This window comes from Microtetraspora sp. AC03309 (assembly GCF_020826795.1).
GTDB classification, from domain to species: domain Bacteria; phylum Actinomycetota; class Actinomycetes; order Streptosporangiales; family Streptosporangiaceae; genus Microtetraspora; species Microtetraspora glauca.
Genome location: NZ_JADDIL010000022.1, coordinates 86,030 through 103,957 on the forward strand (window position 1 = coordinate 86,030; position 17,928 = coordinate 103,957).

At 68.3% G+C, this 17,928-nt stretch carries 15 protein-coding genes; 11 read left to right on the forward strand and 4 right to left on the reverse strand.

Annotated features, from left to right (window positions below):
- Positions 1–103 precede the first annotated feature (103 nt).
- The 5 genes from IMZ11_RS15560 (at position 104) to IMZ11_RS15590 (ending at position 6,122) form a co-directional block, all read left to right on the forward strand.
- Positions 104–2,464: a hypothetical protein gene (locus IMZ11_RS15560; RefSeq protein WP_228641991.1), complete on the forward strand. Its 2,361-nt coding sequence runs from the start codon at positions 104–106 to the stop codon at positions 2,462–2,464.
- Positions 2,465–2,742: 278 nt separating this feature from the next.
- Positions 2,743–3,783 (forward strand): DegT/DnrJ/EryC1/StrS aminotransferase family protein, encoded by a 1,041-nt coding sequence (locus IMZ11_RS15565; RefSeq protein ID WP_228641993.1) that lies wholly within the window; start codon positions 2,743–2,745, stop codon positions 3,781–3,783.
- Positions 3,784–3,787: 4 nt separating this feature from the next.
- Complete coding sequence (locus IMZ11_RS15570; protein WP_228641995.1) at positions 3,788–4,771, forward strand: glycosyltransferase family 2 protein; 984 nt, start codon at positions 3,788–3,790, stop codon at positions 4,769–4,771.
- Positions 4,768–5,718, forward strand: coding sequence for a WxcM-like domain-containing protein (locus IMZ11_RS45930; protein ID WP_305075878.1), 951 nt, complete (start codon positions 4,768–4,770; stop codon positions 5,716–5,718). Before IMZ11_RS15570 ends, IMZ11_RS45930 begins: the two co-directional genes overlap by 4 nt.
- Positions 5,715–6,122 (forward strand): GtrA family protein, encoded by a 408-nt coding sequence (locus IMZ11_RS15590; RefSeq protein ID WP_228641998.1) that lies wholly within the window; start codon positions 5,715–5,717, stop codon positions 6,120–6,122. The genes IMZ11_RS45930 and IMZ11_RS15590 overlap by 4 nt, the downstream gene beginning before the upstream one ends.
- Positions 6,123–6,159: 37 nt before the next feature.
- Here IMZ11_RS15590 and IMZ11_RS15595 read toward each other — a convergent pair whose 3' ends face one another.
- Positions 6,160–7,161, reverse strand: a complete 1,002-nt coding sequence (locus IMZ11_RS15595; RefSeq protein WP_228642000.1) for a glycosyltransferase family 2 protein — start codon at positions 7,159–7,161, stop codon at positions 6,160–6,162.
- Positions 7,162–7,239: 78 nt separating this feature from the next.
- Between IMZ11_RS15595 and IMZ11_RS15600 the strand changes: the two genes are divergently transcribed.
- The 4 genes from IMZ11_RS15600 to IMZ11_RS15615 all read left to right on the forward strand — a co-directional run bounded on the left by IMZ11_RS15600 (position 7,240) and on the right by IMZ11_RS15615 (position 10,841).
- Positions 7,240–7,683, forward strand: a complete 444-nt coding sequence (locus tag IMZ11_RS15600; protein WP_228642002.1) for a GtrA family protein — start codon at positions 7,240–7,242, stop codon at positions 7,681–7,683.
- A 176-nt stretch (positions 7,684–7,859) separates the two neighbouring features.
- Positions 7,860–8,927 (forward strand): glucose-1-phosphate thymidylyltransferase, encoded by a 1,068-nt coding sequence (locus tag IMZ11_RS15605; RefSeq protein ID WP_228642004.1) that lies wholly within the window; start codon positions 7,860–7,862, stop codon positions 8,925–8,927.
- Positions 8,924–9,901, forward strand: coding sequence for a dTDP-glucose 4,6-dehydratase (gene rfbB, locus IMZ11_RS15610; RefSeq protein WP_228642006.1), 978 nt, complete (start codon positions 8,924–8,926; stop codon positions 9,899–9,901). Before IMZ11_RS15605 ends, rfbB begins: the two co-directional genes overlap by 4 nt.
- A gap of 175 nt (positions 9,902–10,076) precedes the next feature.
- Positions 10,077–10,841 carry a methionyl-tRNA formyltransferase gene (locus tag IMZ11_RS15615; protein WP_228642008.1) on the forward strand — a complete coding sequence of 255 codons (765 nt, stop codon included), beginning with the start codon at positions 10,077–10,079 and terminating at the stop codon, positions 10,839–10,841.
- Between the two features lie 578 nt (positions 10,842–11,419).
- Here the strand turns inward: IMZ11_RS15615 and IMZ11_RS15620 are convergent.
- Positions 11,420–12,124 carry a WbqC family protein gene (locus tag IMZ11_RS15620; protein WP_228642035.1) on the reverse strand — a complete coding sequence of 235 codons (705 nt, stop codon included), beginning with the start codon at positions 12,122–12,124 and terminating at the stop codon, positions 11,420–11,422.
- Between the two features lie 524 nt (positions 12,125–12,648).
- Between IMZ11_RS15620 and IMZ11_RS15625 the strand changes: the two genes are divergently transcribed.
- Together IMZ11_RS15625 and IMZ11_RS15630 are read left to right on the forward strand one after the other, a co-directional pair.
- Positions 12,649–13,908, forward strand: a complete 1,260-nt coding sequence (locus tag IMZ11_RS15625) for a nucleotide sugar dehydrogenase (RefSeq protein ID WP_228642010.1) — start codon at positions 12,649–12,651, stop codon at positions 13,906–13,908.
- A 71-nt stretch (positions 13,909–13,979) separates the two neighbouring features.
- Positions 13,980–16,304: a hypothetical protein gene (locus tag IMZ11_RS15630; RefSeq protein WP_228642012.1), complete on the forward strand. Its 2,325-nt coding sequence runs from the start codon at positions 13,980–13,982 to the stop codon at positions 16,302–16,304.
- A 15-nt stretch (positions 16,305–16,319) separates the two neighbouring features.
- Here IMZ11_RS15630 and IMZ11_RS15635 read toward each other — a convergent pair whose 3' ends face one another.
- Complete coding sequence (locus tag IMZ11_RS15635) at positions 16,320–17,072, reverse strand: SDR family oxidoreductase (protein WP_228642014.1); 753 nt, start codon at positions 17,070–17,072, stop codon at positions 16,320–16,322.
- Between the two features lie 107 nt (positions 17,073–17,179).
- Positions 17,180–17,890: a PIG-L family deacetylase gene (locus IMZ11_RS15640; RefSeq protein WP_255706499.1), complete on the reverse strand. Its 711-nt coding sequence runs from the start codon at positions 17,888–17,890 to the stop codon at positions 17,180–17,182.
- Positions 17,891–17,928: the final 38 nt, after the last annotated feature.

Genomic DNA, 17,928 nt, shown 5'->3' on the forward strand with positions numbered 1-17,928 from the left:
ATTCCTGGCCGGTCGTCACCCGTCATAAAAGGACCGGCAAGGACACTGCCTTCCGCGAGTGTCCGAGAAGCCGCCGACGCACGGTGTGGCCAGGCTTTCGCACATGGGTGAAGCTCCGTCCCTCCTGAGTTCCGCACCGGAAGCGGGCAGCGGAGAGACCTACGCGAACAGGTCGCCCGCCCACGTGCGGAAGGCGGTGAGGTGGCTACCGGCGCTGTCCGTGACCGTGCTGGTCGTGGGAGTCGTGCTCCACTTCGGGGTCAGCGTCACGGATGTCGCCGTTTTCGCGGTGTACGTCGGCCTCCTGATCGCGTTGCCGGGTGTGCTCGTGCTCCGAGCCGTGTACAGCGGCTCCCGCACACTCGCGGAGGAGATCGCCCTCGGCCTGGCCGTGGGCTACACGATCGAGACATTCGCCTATATCGGCGCGCGGGCTGCGGGAACGCCACGGCTCGTGGTGATCTGGCCGATCGCCACGTACGTCCTCTTCCTCGCGGTCCCTCGGCTGCGCCGCCATTGGAACAGCCGGCGGAGCCGCACCACGGCCCCGCTCTGGTACTCCTGGTCACTCGCCCTCGCCTTCGCCTATCCGGTGGCCTGGGGGGCCGTCTCCTATCTCAAACAGACGGTGTTGACCTGGCCGGGGCTCGCCAATTCCGAGGCCGACGTCTTCTACCATCTGGCCCTGATCGGCGAGCTGAAGCACCACATGCCGCCCACCGTCCCGATGGTCGCCGGCGAGCCGCTGCTCTATCACTGGTTCGTCTACGCCCACCTCGCCGCGACGAGCTGGGTCACCGGGTTGGAGCCGTTGGTGCTGCTGGCTCGGCTGGCGGTGCTCCCCATGCTGGCGGCCCTCGTCATCTTGATCGGGATGACGGCCAGGCGCGTCCTCGGCCTGTGGGCCGGCGCGTCGCTCGCCGTCGCCGCGGCGATGCTCGTCGCGATCCCGAACCTGTACATCGGGAGCAACCTGTCGTTCAGCGGGAAAGGCATTCCCGATCTCGCGTGGACGAGCCCGACGCAGGCTTTCGGCGCGCTTCTGTTCGCCGCCGCCGTGCTCGTGCTGATCGACATGCGTCGTCATCGAGGGAACGCCGCCGCCCGCGAGTCGCTGTTGCTGGGCGTCCTGCTCCTCGGGGTCATGGGTGCGAAGGCGACCTATCTGCCGATGCTCATCGTGGGTCTGCTGGGGATCGCGTCGGTGGAGATCGTGAGGCGGCGCCGACTGACCCGGCCCACGATCACGACGCTGACGCTCGCCACGGGGTGTTTTCTCTATGCGCAATTCGTCTTGTTCGGTGGCGTCCGGCAGGCCATGGTCGTCACTCCGCTCTACTTCATCGGGACTACCTGGAGGGAGCTCACGGGATCGAGCGGTTCCGGGGGGCCGTCGCCGGGTTTGTTCGTCGCCCTGGCCATGGTGTGGGTGCCGGTCTGGCTTCTTTCCTGGTCCGGGGTGCTGGGCCTGCTGACCCGGCCGCGCTCGCTCCTTCGTGCCCCGGTGACCCTCGTGCTGGGCATCGGCGCGGCAGGTCTCGGTGGGGCGCTGCTCTTGGGCCAGTCCGGCGGAAGTCAGTTCTTCTTCCTCTGTGGCGCCTATCCCTATCTGGCGATCGCGGCGGCCTACGGGATCATCGCCGTCGCCCGGCGCGCGAGGCTGACCCGGCCGGCGATGATCGCCGCGCTCTGTGCCGGACTGGCCGCCGCCTACGCGATTCCCGTCCTCTGCCGAGTCCGGGTGCCCCTCGCCCCAGGTCAGCCGGATGACCTGCTGATCCGTCCCTACGTCGTGCTGCTGGTCGTCATCGTGCCGGTGACGGCCGCACTGATCGCGGTGTGGGGACGCCTGCGCGCGGCGGCCATGACGATCGTCGTCTTCTCGACCGTCGGCCTGCTCGCCGACGCTCACGCGTACATCCTCGCCTCCCCGCACCTGCTCGGCGGGATCGGCCCCGCCGAGTCGAATCCGGTCGCACAGCCCCGGACGGTCCCGAAAGGGGCCATGGACGCCGGGCGCTGGCTGCGCGCGCACTCGAGCCCCGACGATCTCGTCGCCACGAACGAGCATTGTCTTCCCGGACAGGGAGACCGCTGCGACAGCCGCCACTTCTGGGTGTCCGGACTGTCCGAACGGCGCATGCTGGTCGAGGGGTGGGCGTTCACGTCGACCAATCAGGACCGATGGCGGCCAGGACAATCGGTGGAGTACTTACCGTTCCGGGACGGCTCGCGACTGAAGGCGAACGACGCGGCCTTTTCCGCACCTTCCGCGGCATCGATGCGGCTCCTGGCCGAACGCTACGGAGTGCGCTGGCTCTTCGCCGATGAGCGGCTGACGGGGCCGGGATCTCGGATCGGCGAATTCGCCATTCCCAGGTTCCGTTCCGGCGACTATGCCGTTTACCAGGTGCCGGACGGCTCCCGCGTTCCCGCAGACGTTCCCGGTGGCCGCCGAGGGTGAGCGCATGCGTGCGGCAGGGCGGGCCGATCACGGCGCAAGGGTTTCGTAATGACTCGATAAGAGGTAACGGCGCGTCCCCTGCCGCCTCACCTGCCGTGTTTCACTGCGGCATCGAAGATGTTCGGCGATGTCCGCGCCGCCCGTCGGGCGCGAGGGGAGCAGCGTGTTGATCGGCGTTCATCTGACGCCAGCAAGCCGTGAAGACAGGGAGAGCGGATGTGGCTGACCGGATCGCTGTGAACGACCTCCACCGGCATGCGATCACGACAGAAGCGACCGTGCGTACTTCTGCCGAGCGCGTGCTGCGCAGCGGGTGGTACGTCCTGGGCAAGGAGGTCGAGGCCTTCGAGCGGGAGTTCGCCGAGTACTGCGGCGTGGGCCACTGCGTCGGTGTCGCCAGCGGAACGGACGCCATCGAACTCGGGCTCCGTGCCCTCGGCGTCGGCCGGGGAAGTCGCGTGGCCACGGTCGCGAACGCCGGCTTCTACACGACGACGGCCCTGATGGCGCTCGGCGCGGAACCGGTCTTCGTCGACGTGGAGCGTGAGACGAAGCTGATGGATCTCGTCCACCTCAAGCAGGTCCTCGGAGAGACCACCCTTGACGCGGTCGTGGTCACCCATCTCTTCGGGCTCCTGCACGACATGGAACCGGTCCTGGATCTCACGGCCCGGGCCGGCGTTCCCGTGTTCGAGGACTGCGCGCAGGCCCACGGCGCCCGCCGTGGCGGTCGAGCCGCCGGCTCTTTCGGAGCCGCGGCGAGCTTCAGTTTCTATCCGACGAAGAACCTGGGCGCGCTCGGTGACGGCGGCGCCGTGGTGACCGGCAGCGCGGACGTCGCCCAGTCGGTCGGACGTCTGCGCCAGTACGGGTGGGGGTCGAGGTATCGCGCGGAGATCAAGGGTGGGCGTAACAGCCGTCTGGACGAGATGCAGGCCGCGATTCTGCGAGCCAAGCTGCCTCTTCTCGACGGCTGGAACCGGCGGCGCCGCGACATCGCCACGCGGTACTCCCGGGAGATCGGCAACCCGCGAGTGGACCGCCCTCCCGTCCACGGGGAGGAATACGTCGGCCATCTCTACGTCGTCGTGAGCGACGACAGGGAAGCCCTCCGCGCTCATCTCGCCGAGGCGTCGATTCTGACGGATGTGCACTATCCGCTCCCGGACCACCGCCAACCGGTGTTGGCCGCCCACGGCGGCGGGACCGGACTCCCGGTGACCGACGACCTGTCGGAGGCGATCCTGACTCTGCCGTGCTATCCCGAGCTCTCCGACGAGGAGGTCACGCGAGTGATCTCTCGCGTCAACAGTTGGTGACGCCATGTTCTCAGTGATCGTCCCCGTCTACCGGAACGCCGAATTCGTGCCGCAGTTGATCGCGGAGTTCAGCGCCATCAACGCGATAGTCGCGGAACGCTACGCCATGCCGATGGAGTTCGTCTTCGTGGTCGACGCGAGCCCGGACGACAGCTTCGACCTGCTCAAGGAGGCTCTGCCGCGGGCGCCGTTCCAGTCGCAGCTGCTGCTGCACGCGCGCAACTTCGGCTCGTTCGCGGCCGTCCGCACGGGTCTTCGCGCGGCCAGGGGCGACTACTTCGCCACGATCGCCGCAGACCTCCAGGAGCCGCCTGACCTGCTGCTCAGATTCCTCGACCGCCTGGTAAACGATGCCGACATCGCGGTCGGAGTGCGGGAGGGGCGTGAGGATCCGGGGGTGTCGCGGCTGTCCGCCAACATCTTCTGGGGCTTCTACCGGCGTTTCGTCGTGCGCGACATCCCGCCCGGTGGGGTCGACGTCTTCGGGTGCAACCGGCGGATCAGGGACGAACTCCTACAGATGGAGGAGGCGAACAGCTCCCTCGTCGGCCTCGTCTTCTGGCTCGGCTTCCGGCGTTGCGAGATACCGTACGAGCGGCGCGCGCGAGCGTACGGCAAGAGCGCCTGGACGGTACGCAAGAAGATCAACTATCTGCTGGACAGCGTCTTCGCCTTCACGGACCTGCCGATCCGGATCCTCACGATCCTGGGAGCACTCGGATTCGTCGTGGCGGGCTGTCTCGCCGTTCTGGTCATCGTCATGCGGCTGACCGGCCAGATCCCGCTGGCGGGATACACGGCCACCATCCTCGTCATCACCTTCTTCGGAGCGCTGAACACTCTGGGGCTCGGCTTCATCGGGTCGTACGCGTGGCGGAGCTACGAGAACACGAAGAAGCGGCCCCTGGCCCTGGTGAGTTCCGCCCGCTCCTTCGACGGGGCTCCGGAATCCATCTCCGATCTCCTCCACACCGGCGGGCGTGTATGAAACAGACCTTCGTCCACCCGCAGGCCCTCTGCGAGAGCACGGACATCGGAGCGGGCACCCGCGTCTGGGCGTTCGCGCACGTGCTCCCGGGAGCGCGGATAGGGGCCGACTGCAACATCTGCGACGGTGTCTTCGTCGAGAACGACGTGGTGCTGGGAGATCGCGTGACCGTCAAGTGCGGTGTCCAGATCTGGGACGGCATCACGATCGAGGACGACGTCTTCATCGGCCCCAACGCGACCTTCACGAACGACGCTTTTCCGCGCAGCAAGGTCTACCCGGAGAAGCCGACCCGCACGCTGGTCCGCTCCGGCGTGTCCATCGGCGCGAACAGCACGATCCTGCCGGGTGTGGAGATCGGCACGGGCGCGATGGTGGGGGCGGCAGCGGTCGTGACACGTTCGGTTCCCCCCAACGCGATCGTGGTCGGCAATCCGGCGCGCATCAAGGGATACGTCGCGGGCGGGGAACATCTCGGCACGCCTTTCGCGGGCGGCGGCACCAGGCAGACGGGGAAGGTGGGGCTCGGAGTCGGGGCCGCCAGCCTGCACGAGTTGCACGTCACGAAGGACCTGCGCGGCGAACTCTCCGTCGGGGAGTTCGAACGTGAGCTGCCATTCGTGCCCAAGCGCTATTTCCTGGTCTTCAACGTGCCGAGCATGGAGGTACGGGGCGAGCACGCCCACAGAAGCTGTGAGCAGTTCCTGATCTGCGTGCGCGGGTCCTGCGGGGTCCTGCTGGACGACGGTCACAACCGTCGTGAGGTCACGCTGGACCGCCCCAGCCGCGGCGTCTACATGCCGGCCATGATCTGGGGCACGCAGTACCGGTACTCGCCCGACGCCCTGCTCCTCGTGTTCGCCTCCGACTACTACGACCCGGACGACTACATCCGCTCGTACGAGGAGTTCCAGCGGATCGTGTCCAGGCAGGCGGCGCGCGCATGAGGGGTTCGTCGTTCGTCCGGTTTCTCGTGGCCGGAGCCGCCAACAGTGGCATAACGTACGGGCTGTTCGTGATCCTGGCGTGGTGGATGCCGCCGTCGGTCGCCTATTCGCTGGTCTTCCTCTTCGGCATCGCTCTCTCCTACGTCCTCAACGCCGCTTTCGTGTTCCGCACCAGGGCGTCGATCCGTACCGCCGTCCGATTTCCGGGCGTCTATCTGGTCCAGTACCTCACCGGTCTGGCCCTCCTGACGCTGTTGGTCCGCTGGGGGGTCGCCAGCTGGGCGGCGATGCCGCTGACGATGTGCGTCACCGTCCCGCTCACGTTCGTGCTGAGCCGGCGCGTCCTCCGGGGCGCGGCCCGGCGGGTCGAATCCGCGCCGGAGCCCGACCGCGTCTCCGTCTAGTGCCGGAGGGGTTAGGTACGACCGCGCCGCGTCTTCCTCACCGGTCACCCGATCCGGAGCCGACTCCCACGGGAGCGTCGAGGTCGTCGGACAGCCGCCCGGCGGGGTGGTCGCCCGCCGTCTCGGCCCGCTCGCGTACGAGATAGGTCGGGCGGCCCATCCCGCCACCGTGGATGCGGCCGACGTACTCGCCGAGCACCCCGATGGATATGAGCTGCGCCGCCGAGAAGAGCGCGACCATCGAGGCGATCGTCGTGAACCCCGCCACCGTGGTGTCGCCCGTGACGAACCTCCACAGCACGACCGCGCCGAGCAGCAGGCCGATGATCCCCGCGAGGAACCCCAGGTAGCTGGCCGCCTTCAGGGGAGCGGCGCTGTAGCCGACCAGCATGGTGACGGCGTGTCGCACGAGCAGGCGGGGTGTGTAGTTGGATCGGCCGTGGTCGCGCTCGCTCATGCGCACCCGCACCGAGTCGACGCGGGTGGTGGTCCACGAGAGCGCGACGTCGATGGACGCGTGCGGACCGGACAACCCGTCGAAGCCGTCGCGAAGGCGGGTGCGGAAGGCACGGAACGCGCTGATCGCCCGCGCGGTGCGGATGCCGAGCGCGGCGGCCATCCCCGCCTTCATCGAGCGGGACGCGAGGCTGCGCAGGAATCCGTGCTCCTCCTCGTGCGGCACGCCGTACACCAGGTCGAGGCGCTCGCCCTCGAGCGCGGCGAGCAGGAGGGGGATCTGCTCCGGCAGGTGCTGGAGGTCGTCGTCCATCGTGACGACGACGTCGAACCTGGCCTCCCTGATGCCCGCGACCAGGGCGTTGTGCTGGCCGTAGTTGCGGGAGAGGTGGAGGGCACGCACGCCCTCGACCCGGCGTGCCAGGTCGGAGGCGACGGTCCAGGTGTCGTCCGGGCTTCCGTCCACGACGAGGATCACCTCGTGATGGGGAGACACGTCGCGCAGCACCGGCATGAGCCTGGCGACCAGCGGCGGAAGGGTCCGCGCTGAGCGATAACACGGAATTACCACCGACACCGACATTGATCCCCCGATTCATTCTCGCCGACGATTACACTCCCCCTGATCGGCCGTCGACAGCAGACCCGGAGTGACCCTAATATGCTCGAACTCAAAAGCCGTAGTGCCCGGGAGAACCCGACGGTGCGACGGGCCCTGATCCCGGCTTTCCTCGGCCAGCGCATCACATACCTGCTGGCCGGTGCCATGACGGCCGGGGTGTATTACGCTCTTCTTTGCCTAGGATTGCTGGTCGCCAAGAATGCGGTGCCCTACCTTTTCCTCGTCGTGGTCAGCCACTTCATCACCGTGGTGCTCGTCTATCCGGCGTATCGGCTGGTGGTCTTCAAGGTCTCCGGCGTGGGATGGCTGTCCGGTTACCTGCGCTTCTACGCCGTCGGGCTGAGCTTCCTCGGCCTGTCCGTCATCGGTCTGCCCATTCTGGTGGAGTTCGCCGGGATTCCCATCATGGTGGCTCAGGGCCTGATAATCCTGATGAGTCCGCCGCTGAGTTACGCGATACACCGAGCATGGACCTTCCGGTAGCGGGAGGGCGTCTGCAACGTCTAGCCCTGGCAACATGTGCAACACCGTTCGGCAAAAGCGGCCTGCGGTGCGACGTTCTCGATTCGAGCCCTCGGTAATTTCGACCGGTCAGATGGTCGCTGCGGCCATGCGTTCTTCAATGAGGGATCCAAAAGCATGGAAGGACTCGAAGAGCGGTGAAGGCACTCGTTCTGGCGGGCGGCAAGGGGACCAGACTGCGCCCGCTGACCCACACGTCGGCGAAACAGCTGGTCCCTGTCGCGAACAAGCCGGTGCTCTTTTACGGGCTCGAGGCGATCCGTGAGGCGGGGATCACCAGCGTCGGCGTCATCGTCGGCGACACGGCGCACGAGATCCGCGAGGCCGTCGGCGACGGTTCGGCTTTCGGGCTCGACATCACCTACATCGAGCAGGAGGCCCCGCTCGGCCTCGCGCACTGTGTCCTGATCGCCAGGGAGTTCCTCGCCGACGACCCCTTCGTGATGTATCTCGGGGACAACTTCCTGATCGACGGCATCACCGGCCTGGTCGACGCCTTCGAGGCGGCCGACTGCGACGCCCGGATCCTGCTCACCCGGGTCGCGGAGCCGCAGTTCTACGGCGTCGCGGAGCTCGGGCCGGACGGAGAGATCGTCGCGCTCGAAGAGAAGCCGGTGAACCCGCGCAGCGATCTCGCGATCGTCGGGGTCTACACGTTCTCACCCGCCATCCACGAGGCCGTACGCGCGATCAGGCCGTCCGCCCGGGGCGAGCTGGAGATCACCGACGCCATCAAGTGGCTCATCGACGCCGGCCGTCGGGTCCAGTCACATCTCGTCACCGGCTATTGGAAGGACACCGGTCGGCTGGAGGACATGCTGGAGTGCAACCGGATCGTGCTGGAGGCGATCGAGCACGACTGTAGGGGCACGGTGGACGGGCTCTCCGAGATAACCGGGCGGGTCGTCATCGGCCCCGGCGCCGTCGTGGAGAATTCCGTGATCCGTGGGCCCGCGGTCATCGGCGCCAATACCAAGATCGATCGCTCGTACATCGGCCCCTACACGTCCATCGGGGACGGCTGCACGGTGGAGGAGGCCGAGGTGGAGTACAGCATCGTCCTGGGCGAGTCGGCCATCAGAGGCGTCGGCAGGCTCAGTCGCTCCCTCATCGGCCGTAATGTCGAGGTCACGAAGGCGGCCGGAGTGCCGAACGCCTGTCAGCTCATGGTGGGAGACCACAGCAAGGTTCAGGTGCGCGCATGAGGATCCTGGTCTCGGGGGGTGCCGGATTCATCGGCTCCACCTATGTCCGGTCGCTGCTCACCGGGGCGTACGCCGGCTACGAGGACGCCCACGTGACGGTGCTCGACAAGCTCACCTACGCGGGCAACATGGCGAACCTGCGGCCGGTCGAGGGGGCCGCCCGGCTCACCTTCGTCCACGGCGACATCACCGACGCCGCCCTTCTCGCCGAGTTGGTGCCCGGCCACGACATCGTCGTCAACTTCGCCGCCGAGACGCATGTGGACCGCTCGATCACCGGCGCGGGCGACTTCGTGGTCACCAACGTGCAGGGCACGCAGTGTCTGCTCCAGGCCGCACTCGACCACGACGTGCGCACGGTCGTCCAGGTCTCGACCGACGAGGTGTACGGGTCGATCGAGGAGGGCTCGTGGACCGAATGCGAGCCGCTGCTGCCGAACTCGCCCTACTCCGCCGCCAAGGCGGGCGCCGACCTGCTCTGCCGTGCCTACCATCGGACGTACGGCCTCGACGTCCGCGTCACCAGATGTTCCAACAACTACGGCCCCTACCAGTACCCCGAGAAGGTCATCCCGCTCTTCGTCACCAACCTCATCGACGGCCGACCCGTCCCGATGTACGGCGACGGCCGCAACGTGCGCGAATGGTTGCATGTCGACGACCACTGCCGGGGCATCCAGACCGTGGTCGACAAGGGCGGCGCGGGAGAGGTCTACAACATCGGCGGCGGGGTCGAGCTGACCAACCTGGAGCTGACCCGCCGGCTGCTCGAGGCCTTCGGCGTCGGCTGGGAGATGGTCGAGCACGTGCCGGATCGGCTCGGCCATGACCTGCGCTACTCCGTCGACTCCGGCAAGATCCGTTCGATCGGCTACGAGCCTCTGGTCGACTTCGACGAGGGGCTCGCCGAGGTCGTGCGGTGGTATCGCGACCACGAGGACTGGTGGCGCGGGCTCAGGGCCACGACTTCCTGATCGTAGGGCGGTTGTGGTCGTCCGCCATGCGGATGCCGGCACAGCGGTGGAACCGATCATGGAATTCACGCGCGCCCTGGGGCCCTGTCACGGCGGGCCGCCGGGCGCCGTGCGCTGACGGCTCGGAGCGCTCAGCTCTCGCACAATCACCAAGCCAATTTCCAGGGAACAAAACATGCGGATCGTCCTATTCTGTAATGACCGGACTGGTCTTGAGATCGCGACGTGGCTTCATGGCAGGCCGGACGCGGAGGTGGCCGCGGTCGTCCTCAACGCTCCCGGGCAGCAGCGTCGGGCAGACGAGATCAGGAGCCTGTTCCCCGACCTGGAGCGAGCGGGCCTCGTCCTCACCGGGGACATGCTCAGGAACGGAGAGGCGGCGCGCCGCATCGCAGGGCTCGGCGCGGAGTTGGGGATCTCCCTGTATTTCGCGCACATATTCACGTCGGAGCTCATCAACGCGTTTCCGCGTGGGATCGTCAACCTCCATCCCTCCTTGCTCCCATACAACCGGGGGCGGCGGACGGCGATCTGGTCGATCATCGACGGAACACCGGCAGGTGCGACGTTGCACATGGTCGACCAGGGAGTCGACACGGGTCCGGTGCTCGCGCAGGAAGAGGTTCCGGTCCACCCGCACGACACGGGCGGTTCGCTCTATCGAAAGGTCGAGGACGCCGCCGTCGAACTGTTCCGGAGTTCGTGGCCGCTGCTGTGCGCGGACGCGCTCACACCGAAGGAACAGGATCACGACAAGGCCACCGCACACACGACCAGCGAGTTCGAGGCACTCGGGTACCTTGACCCGGACCAGATCATGACGGTCGGGCGAATGGTGGACATCATGCGGGGCCGGTGCTTCAACCGGGACAACTGCGTGCGACTCCGCACGCTCGACGGCACCGTGATCCGCCTCTTTCTGGAGCTGATCCCGGAGTGACCGTCGGACGCGTGTGATGGTCGACGACAAACAGCTGACGCGGAGATTCGAGAGCAACGCGCTCGGACGGTGAACGCCCGCCGCGCCGTGTCGCCACTCCTCGCCGGGATCTTCGGGCTCCTGCTGGGCGCGCCCGCTCTATGGCGTGTCGCCGCGGTTTCGCGGCAGGGGAGACCACGGCCGCGGGATTCGCCACCATCGCCTCGATGGTGGCGCTCCTTTCCGCCGCCCGACCCATCGCCGTCGGGGGTTCTGGGGGAGTACATCGGCCGCATCCACAGCTTGGGTGCTGTTTCCAATCGCCGGTCTCGTCGATGACGAGTACCGCGACCGGGTCGCCACCTGGTCGACTGCCCAGGTGGCGACCCGGTCGCGGACGGCGTTGCCAGTTCGGCCGGCCCGGAACGAGAAGTGTTACGGCACGTGTGGGCCACGGTGGGCGCGGTGGGCGCGGTGGGCGCGGTGGCCGACCGCCTCGCCGAAGGTCCGGCGGTTGGCCGTCTCCTCATCTCGATCCACAACTGGCGCATCAAGATCGTGAAAGCCCGGTCGGGCGGGCAGGCTGGGGTGACGACGCTTCACGGCACCCTCGTGGAAGTGGCGATCTTCAGATACCTCTTGGCGTTCGGTCCGGTGCTGAAGATGAGATCGAGAACGCTCACGTGATGGTCGAAGGGCGGGTGGAGTTGCGGATACTCGGGATAGCCCGAGTAGTCGAACCATTGAGTCTCGATTCCCGCATTCTGGAAGATGGTTTCGTCGAAGTAGGCTCGAGCGGCCGGGCCGGTGATGTATCGGGTTGCTCCCGACTTCCGGCACAGGTCGACGAGACGCTCGGTTTTGGATCCCGTCGCACCGTAGTCGGTGGACTGGCGCAGGTTGGCCTGAATGCCGAGGATCGAGCAGAGCCCTTCGAGGAAGTGCCTGTTGATTTCGGACAGCCTGTTTCCTTCGCATTCTCGGTACATTTTTTCCAGGGCTGTGGCGTACTCGTCGAAGTAGGGGGCCCTCCGGTAGGCGTGTGTGAGTGTTCGCCAGTGCTTCTCACGCCAGGACTGGTCGGTGACGGTCGCCTCGTTGATGAGCAGGCTCCGGCTTCCGCGCCCTACCGGAATAGAGAGCCATAGAGGGCCCGTGGCCGTCTTTATGCGGTTGCGATTACGCCAATCCCTGTTGGTGTATTGCACGTCGTCGAGAAGGATGAACTCGTCGACATGGGCGATGAGATCGAAATATCCCTTCCAAGGGATATAGTTCGATTGCACTATCGCAACTCGCTTCATTCGGTTCACGCTTTCGTATTGTTCGGCGTGGGTTGGTGTCCGGCGAGCGCGGCGATTCTGCGGCCCTCCTCACTTCGGGCGGGGCTCCGACCGGCGACATGGCCGTGACGGGCGTCACCTGTGGGGCACATCAGCCGCCTCGCGTGGAGGGGCGACAGGAACCTATGGCGGCAGCGACCGGTTGACCGTTCGAATTTACGGGGAAACCGATCAACGGTCCCGCGCGGCCCGTCGATTTTGCCGAAAAGCATCGGGCTCCTTGCCGGGCGTTTACCGGGGTCGGAAGTCGCCTCGGCCACACGATCCGGACTCATGCCGGCAGACCCCGGCGTGTTTCTTCCCTCGCGCGAAGCGGCCCCTCTGTTCGAAAGTCGATTGCGTCTGTCCGCGGGGCGACGTTATGACGGCGGTTCGCCCGATGCCGGGCGTGGCGGGCGACACGCCGAATCTGCCTTCGGGGGTTCAGGATCTCCTGACTTCTAGAGTCGGGACATCTGATCTGGAAATGACGGGGGTCCTTGGAAGTGGGAGAGAAGCTGGTCGTGATCGGCCAGGGATACGTCGGCCTGCCACTCGCGATGCGGGCGGTCGAGGCCGGGTTCGACGTCGTGGGGATCGACCTCGACGAGTGGAGGGTGAAACGCCTCAACGCCGCCGAGAGCTACGTCGAGGACATCGGTGACGACGTGCTGGCCGCCGCGCACCGGTCCGGCCGCTATCACGTCTCAACGGACTACGCGGGCGCCGAGGGGTTCGACGTCTGCGTGATCACGGTGCCGACGCCACTGAGCGAGGGCGCACCCGACCTGCGCCACATCGCCTCGGCCGGCCGGTCCATCGCCCCGTTCGTACGGCACGGCTCCCTGGTGGTGCTGGAGTCGACGACCTATCCGGGGACCACCGAGGAGTACCTTCGACCGATCCTGGAGGAAGGGTCGGGGCTGCGGGCCCCCGAGGACTTCTTCCTCGGCTACAGCCCGGAGCGGATCGACCCGGGCAACGCGCGCTGGCGGCTGGAGAACACCCCGAAGGTCGTCTCCGGCCTCGACGAGGCGTCCCTCGCCCGGATCCGGGCCTTCTACGGCGCCATCGTGGAGCAGGTCGTCCCGGTGTCGTCGCTCCAGGTGGCCGAGCTGTGCAAGCTCCTGGAGAACACGTTCAGGCACGTCAACATCGCCCTGGTGAACGAGCTGTCGATCTTCGCGCAGCAGCTCGGGATCGATGTCTGGGAGGCCATCGACGCGGCCTCGACCAAGCCGTTCGGCTACATGCGCTTCACCCCGGGACCGGGAGTCGGCGGGCACTGCCTCCCGATCGACCCGTCGTACCTGTCCTGGAAGGTCAAGCGCAGCCTGGGGCACAACTTCCGGTTCGTCGAGCTGGCCAACGACGTCAACGACCACATGCCCGAGCACGTCGTCCACCGGCTGACGCTCGCGCTCAACCAGCGGTTCAAGCCGGTCAAGGGCAGCCGCGTGCTGCTGCTCGGCCTCGCGTACAAGAAGAACGCGGGCGACTGCCGGGAGTCTCCCGCGATCGAGGTGGCCCGCGCGTTGGCGAAGCTGGGCGCGGAGGTGCGGGCGGCCGATCCGCACATCGATCTCGGCCGGCTGCCGGCCGGGATCGAGCTCGCGGAGGCGTCCTACCACGAGCTGGCCCGGGCGGACGCGGTCGTCGTCCTCACCGACCACGACTGCTTCGACTACGAGCTGGTCCAACGCGCCGGCACCTTCGTCTTCGACACCCGCGACCGCTGCAGGGGCTTCAACGTCGAACGGCTCTGACCCGCCCCGCGCCGGGTGAAGTACTGGCAAAGACGACGGCACGAGGGCGCGCCCGCCGCCAGACTCTCCGCATGGTCAGGACCATCGCGGCGGGCCCGTCCATCGGCGGGGGAAGGCGCGCCGGACGGCATCGGAGATCCCGCCTGGCCCGGTGGGCGCCCGCGGCGCTCGCCCTCGTGTTCGCGGCCACGGTGCTGGGGCTCAACGGTGTGTCGATCCGGGATCTCGCCGTCTTCGGGCTCTATCTCGCGCTGGCCCTCGCGCTCCCCGGCGTCCTGCTGGTCAGGGCGCTGTACGGAGCGGTCAGAGGTGACGGGAAGGACGCCGGCCGCACGCCGGGGGAGGAACTCGCCCTCGGCGTGACGCTGGGATACGCGATCGAGGTGCCCGCGTACATCGCCGCCCGCGCGGCGGGCCATCCGCTGCTCGTCCTGCTCTGGCCGGCGGCCGTCTACGCCGCCTTCCTGGCCGTCCCACGGCTGCGTCGCCACTGGAGGCGCCTGCCGCCGGGGCCCGCCGCGCCGCGGTGGTGGTCCTGGTTCCTCGCGCTGGTCGTCGTCTACCTCACCTGGTGGAGCGCCACGAGCTTCTTCGACGCGAACGCGTTGACCTGGCCCCGGGCCGGCGCCTCCCTCTTCGACATGCCCTACCACCTGGGCCTCGTCGGCGAGCTGAAGCACCACATGCCGCCGGAGGAGCCCACGGTCGCCGGCGAGCCGCTCCTTTACCACTGGTTCGTCTACGCCCACCTCGCGTCGTCGAGCTGGGTCACGGGCATCGAGCCGATGGTGCTGCTCTTCCGCCTGGCCGTCCTGCCGATGTTGGCCGCCTTCGCCGCCCTCATCGGGATGATCGGGCACCGGGTCACCGGATCGCGGGTCGCGGCGGCGCTCGCCGTCGCCGGAACCCTTTTCGTGTCCATGCCGCGCCTGTACGCCAACACCGACGGGCTGCTCCTGTGGAACGGTCTCCAGCCGAGCGGATGGGGGAGCCCGTCGCAGATATTCGGGGCGCTGCTGTTCGCGGCCGTCGTCCTCGTGCTCGCCGACCTCCTGGAGGGGCGCGGCGGCCGGGGCGCGTGGGTCCTGCTGGCGGTCCTCATGATCGCCGTCATGGGGGCCAAGGCCACCCATCTGCCGCTGCTCTTCGCCGGGCTGGTCGTGGTCGGCGCGGTGCGGGCGGTCCGGGACCGGCGTCCGCCGTGGGCCGTGCTCGCCACGCTCGGAACGACCCTCGCGTGCCTGGCCTTCGCGCAGGTCGTCCTGTACGGCGGCGGCCGCCAGGGGATGATCGTCGCCCCGCTGTCCTTCGTGCGCACGACGTGGGTGAAGCTCGCTGGGCTGGGCGACGCGGCGCAGCCGTCACCGGCCTCCCTCGCCGGGATGACCGCGGTCTACCTGATCTGCTGGGCGGTCACCTGGTGCGGGATCGCCGGGTTGCTGCGCCGCCCCCGGCTGCTCCTGGGGCCGCCCGTCGTCCTCATGCTCGGCATGTGCGCGGCGGGCGTCGGCGCCGTGCTCCTGCTGGGCAGCACCTACCTGAACGAGGGGTACTTCCTCCAGGCGATCTATCCGTACCTCGCGATCCTCTCGGCGTACGGGTTCCTGGTCGTGACGAAGGGGGAGCGGCCGTCGCGCTGGGCGGTCGCGGGCGCCGTCGCCTCGGGGCTGGTGGTCGCGCACCTGATCCGCGTGCTGTCCGGCGTCGTCGTCCCGCTGGGGCCGGGCCGTGCCGAGGCCGTGCTCTACCTGCCGTTCGCCGTCGTGTTCGCCGTCGCGATCCTCGCGGCCGCGGCCGCGTTCGCGCTGCGGCGGCGCAGGGTGCGCGCCTGGTCGCTCGCGCTGTCCATGGTCGCGGCCATGGGCGTCCCGGCGTCCTGGCAGGCGCGCGCGCTCGCGCTCGGCGACGACCCCGGAGCCGACCCCGCCGCGGCGCGGGTGGTCCACCCCGACAGGGAGAAGGTGCCGCGCGGGGCGCTCGCCGCCGGGCGGTGGCTGCGCGCCCACTCGCGGCCGGAGGACCTGGTCGCCACCAACGCGCACTGCGTCTGGGGCCGTGAGGACCCCTGCGACAGCCGCCACTTCTGGGTGACCGCGCTGTCCGAGAGGCGCGCGCTCGTCGAGGGATGGGCGTACACGCTGACGAACATGGACCGCTGGCGGCCCGGCCAGTCGGTGCTGCGGCTCCCGTTCTGGGACTCCGAGCGCCTCCGGCTGAACGACGCGGCCTTCCGCCGCCCGTCGGCCGCGGCCTTCCAGTACCTGCGCGACCGCTTCGGGGTCCGCTGGCTCGTCGTCGAAGAGCGCCGGTCACCGCCGATCGGGGACGCCGCGAACCTGCGCTTCCGCTCCGGCGACTACGCGGTGTACCGGATACCGGCCAAGCTGCCGAGGTGACGGGGGCGGCCCGGGTCAGCGGCGCCCGATGCGGGCGGAGACCTGCCCGACGAGGTTCCGCGGGACGAGCTTGCCGACCGACACGATCGCCTTGTAGCGGGCCGAGGGAACGCTGACCCTCCGGCCGCGGGCGAGGTCGCGCATCGCCTCGGCCACGACCCGGTCGGCCGACAACCACAGGAAGCCCGGGATGCCGGACACGTCCATGGCGGCCCGCCGGTGGAACTCCGTACGGACGAATCCGGGACAGAGGGCCATGACGCGCACGTCGCGGTCGCCGGCCTCGGCGGCGACGGACTCGCTGAAGTTGACCACCCAGGCCTTGGACGCGCTGTAGGTGCCGCGGGTGAAGAACGCCGCCACCGACGCCACGTTGATCACGGCCCCCCGGCCGCGTGCCCGCATCCCGGGCAGCGCGGCCAGCGTGAGCCGCAGCACCGCCTCGCAGTGGACCCGGAGCATGGTCACCTCCTCGTCCACGGGGACGTCGAGGAAAGCGCCGGGATGCCCGAACCCCGCGTTGTTGACCAGCAGGTCGACACCCTGCCTGAGGCGCTCCTCGACCCTCGTCACGCCCTCGTCGAGGGAGAGGTCGGCGGGCAGCACCTCCACCGCCACGCCGTACCGCTTGCGCAGTTCTCCCGCCGAGGCGGACAGACGGGCCGCGTCACGGGCGACCAGCACGAGGGAGAAGCCGTCGGCGGCGAGGCGGCGGGCGAAGGCCGCGCCGATTCCGGCGGTCGCGCCGGTGATGAGTGCGGTGGGCATGACGGCAGACTAGTCCCAACGCCACAGAACGGCGGCCCCGGCCGGCCCGCGACTCCTGGTGGGAGCGCGGGCCGGCCGGGGCCGCCGGATGTTCGTGACCGTTCGCCTCAGGCGGTGAACCGCAGGCAGGTGAAGGCTTCGGCCAGGGGCTGTCCGCATTGGACGCCGCGTACCGCGGCGAGGCCGCGGAGCGCCTCCTCAGAACGGGTATGGGGATGCGTTCGCCACTGACTCGCGTAACGACGCAGCCCCTCGATCTTCTGATCGAGGTCGATCGGCTCGATGCCGACGTAGAAGTTGCGCGGCGAGATGCTCTCGCCGCTCCAGCCGTCCGCCACCTCCTCGTACATGAGGACGATGTCGGGTTGATGACGCTCATTCCGTGGCCCTGGCCGCAACGCGGTGATTCCCGCGTGCGCGACACTCTTGTGGTCCTGGTTGTAACTGGTGATCTCCGGCAGCAGCACCACGGACGGGCGGATCTCGGAGAAGGAGAGCGGACTGTCGCGCTCGAGCAGGTCGATCAGCCGCTGCCGCGGCAGATGGTCGAGCCGCAGGTGGTAGTCGCTGCCCCGAAGCGCGATGTGGTGGCCGTCCACACCGAAGTGCTTGACGACCTCCTCGATCTCGCGCTCGCGCTCGGAGCCGGTGGACTGTCCCGCCTGCGAGAAATCTCTCGTGTCGCCGACGGTGACGAAGAGAACGAATACCTGTCCGCCCGATCGCTTCACCAGGTTGATGAGGCCGCCGCAGCCCAGGAGTTCGTCGTCCGGATGCGGAGCGACCACCAGAAGTCGCTGGTCCGTCCAGTTGATCATGATGTTCCCCGTGTGATCTGTAGTAGAGGGTGGTGCCG

Bases quoted from the DNA above. Each gene is read 5' to 3' on its own strand.
- IMZ11_RS15560 (WP_228641991.1), top strand. From the start codon at position 104: ATGGGTGAAGCTCCGTCCCTCCTGAGTTCCGCACCGGAAGCGGGCAGC.
- IMZ11_RS15570 (WP_228641995.1), top strand. From the start codon at position 3,788: ATGTTCTCAGTGATCGTCCCCGTCTACCGGAACGCCGAATTCGTGCCG.
- IMZ11_RS45930 (WP_305075878.1), top strand. From the start codon at position 4,768: ATGAAACAGACCTTCGTCCACCCGCAGGCCCTCTGCGAGAGCACGGAC.
- IMZ11_RS15590 (WP_228641998.1), top strand. From the start codon at position 5,715: ATGAGGGGTTCGTCGTTCGTCCGGTTTCTCGTGGCCGGAGCCGCCAAC.
- IMZ11_RS15595 (WP_228642000.1), bottom strand. From the start codon at position 7,161: ATGTCGGTGTCGGTGGTAATTCCGTGTTATCGCTCAGCGCGGACCCTT.
- IMZ11_RS15600 (WP_228642002.1), top strand. From the start codon at position 7,240: ATGCTCGAACTCAAAAGCCGTAGTGCCCGGGAGAACCCGACGGTGCGA.
- rfbB (WP_228642006.1), top strand. From the start codon at position 8,924: ATGAGGATCCTGGTCTCGGGGGGTGCCGGATTCATCGGCTCCACCTAT.
- IMZ11_RS15615 (WP_228642008.1), top strand. From the start codon at position 10,077: ATGCGGATCGTCCTATTCTGTAATGACCGGACTGGTCTTGAGATCGCG.
- IMZ11_RS15620 (WP_228642035.1), bottom strand. From the start codon at position 12,124: ATGAAGCGAGTTGCGATAGTGCAATCGAACTATATCCCTTGGAAGGGA.
- IMZ11_RS15630 (WP_228642012.1), top strand. From the start codon at position 13,980: ATGGTCAGGACCATCGCGGCGGGCCCGTCCATCGGCGGGGGAAGGCGC.
- IMZ11_RS15635 (WP_228642014.1), bottom strand. From the start codon at position 17,072: ATGCCCACCGCACTCATCACCGGCGCGACCGCCGGAATCGGCGCGGCC.
- IMZ11_RS15640 (WP_255706499.1), bottom strand. From the start codon at position 17,890: ATGATCAACTGGACGGACCAGCGACTTCTGGTGGTCGCTCCGCATCCG.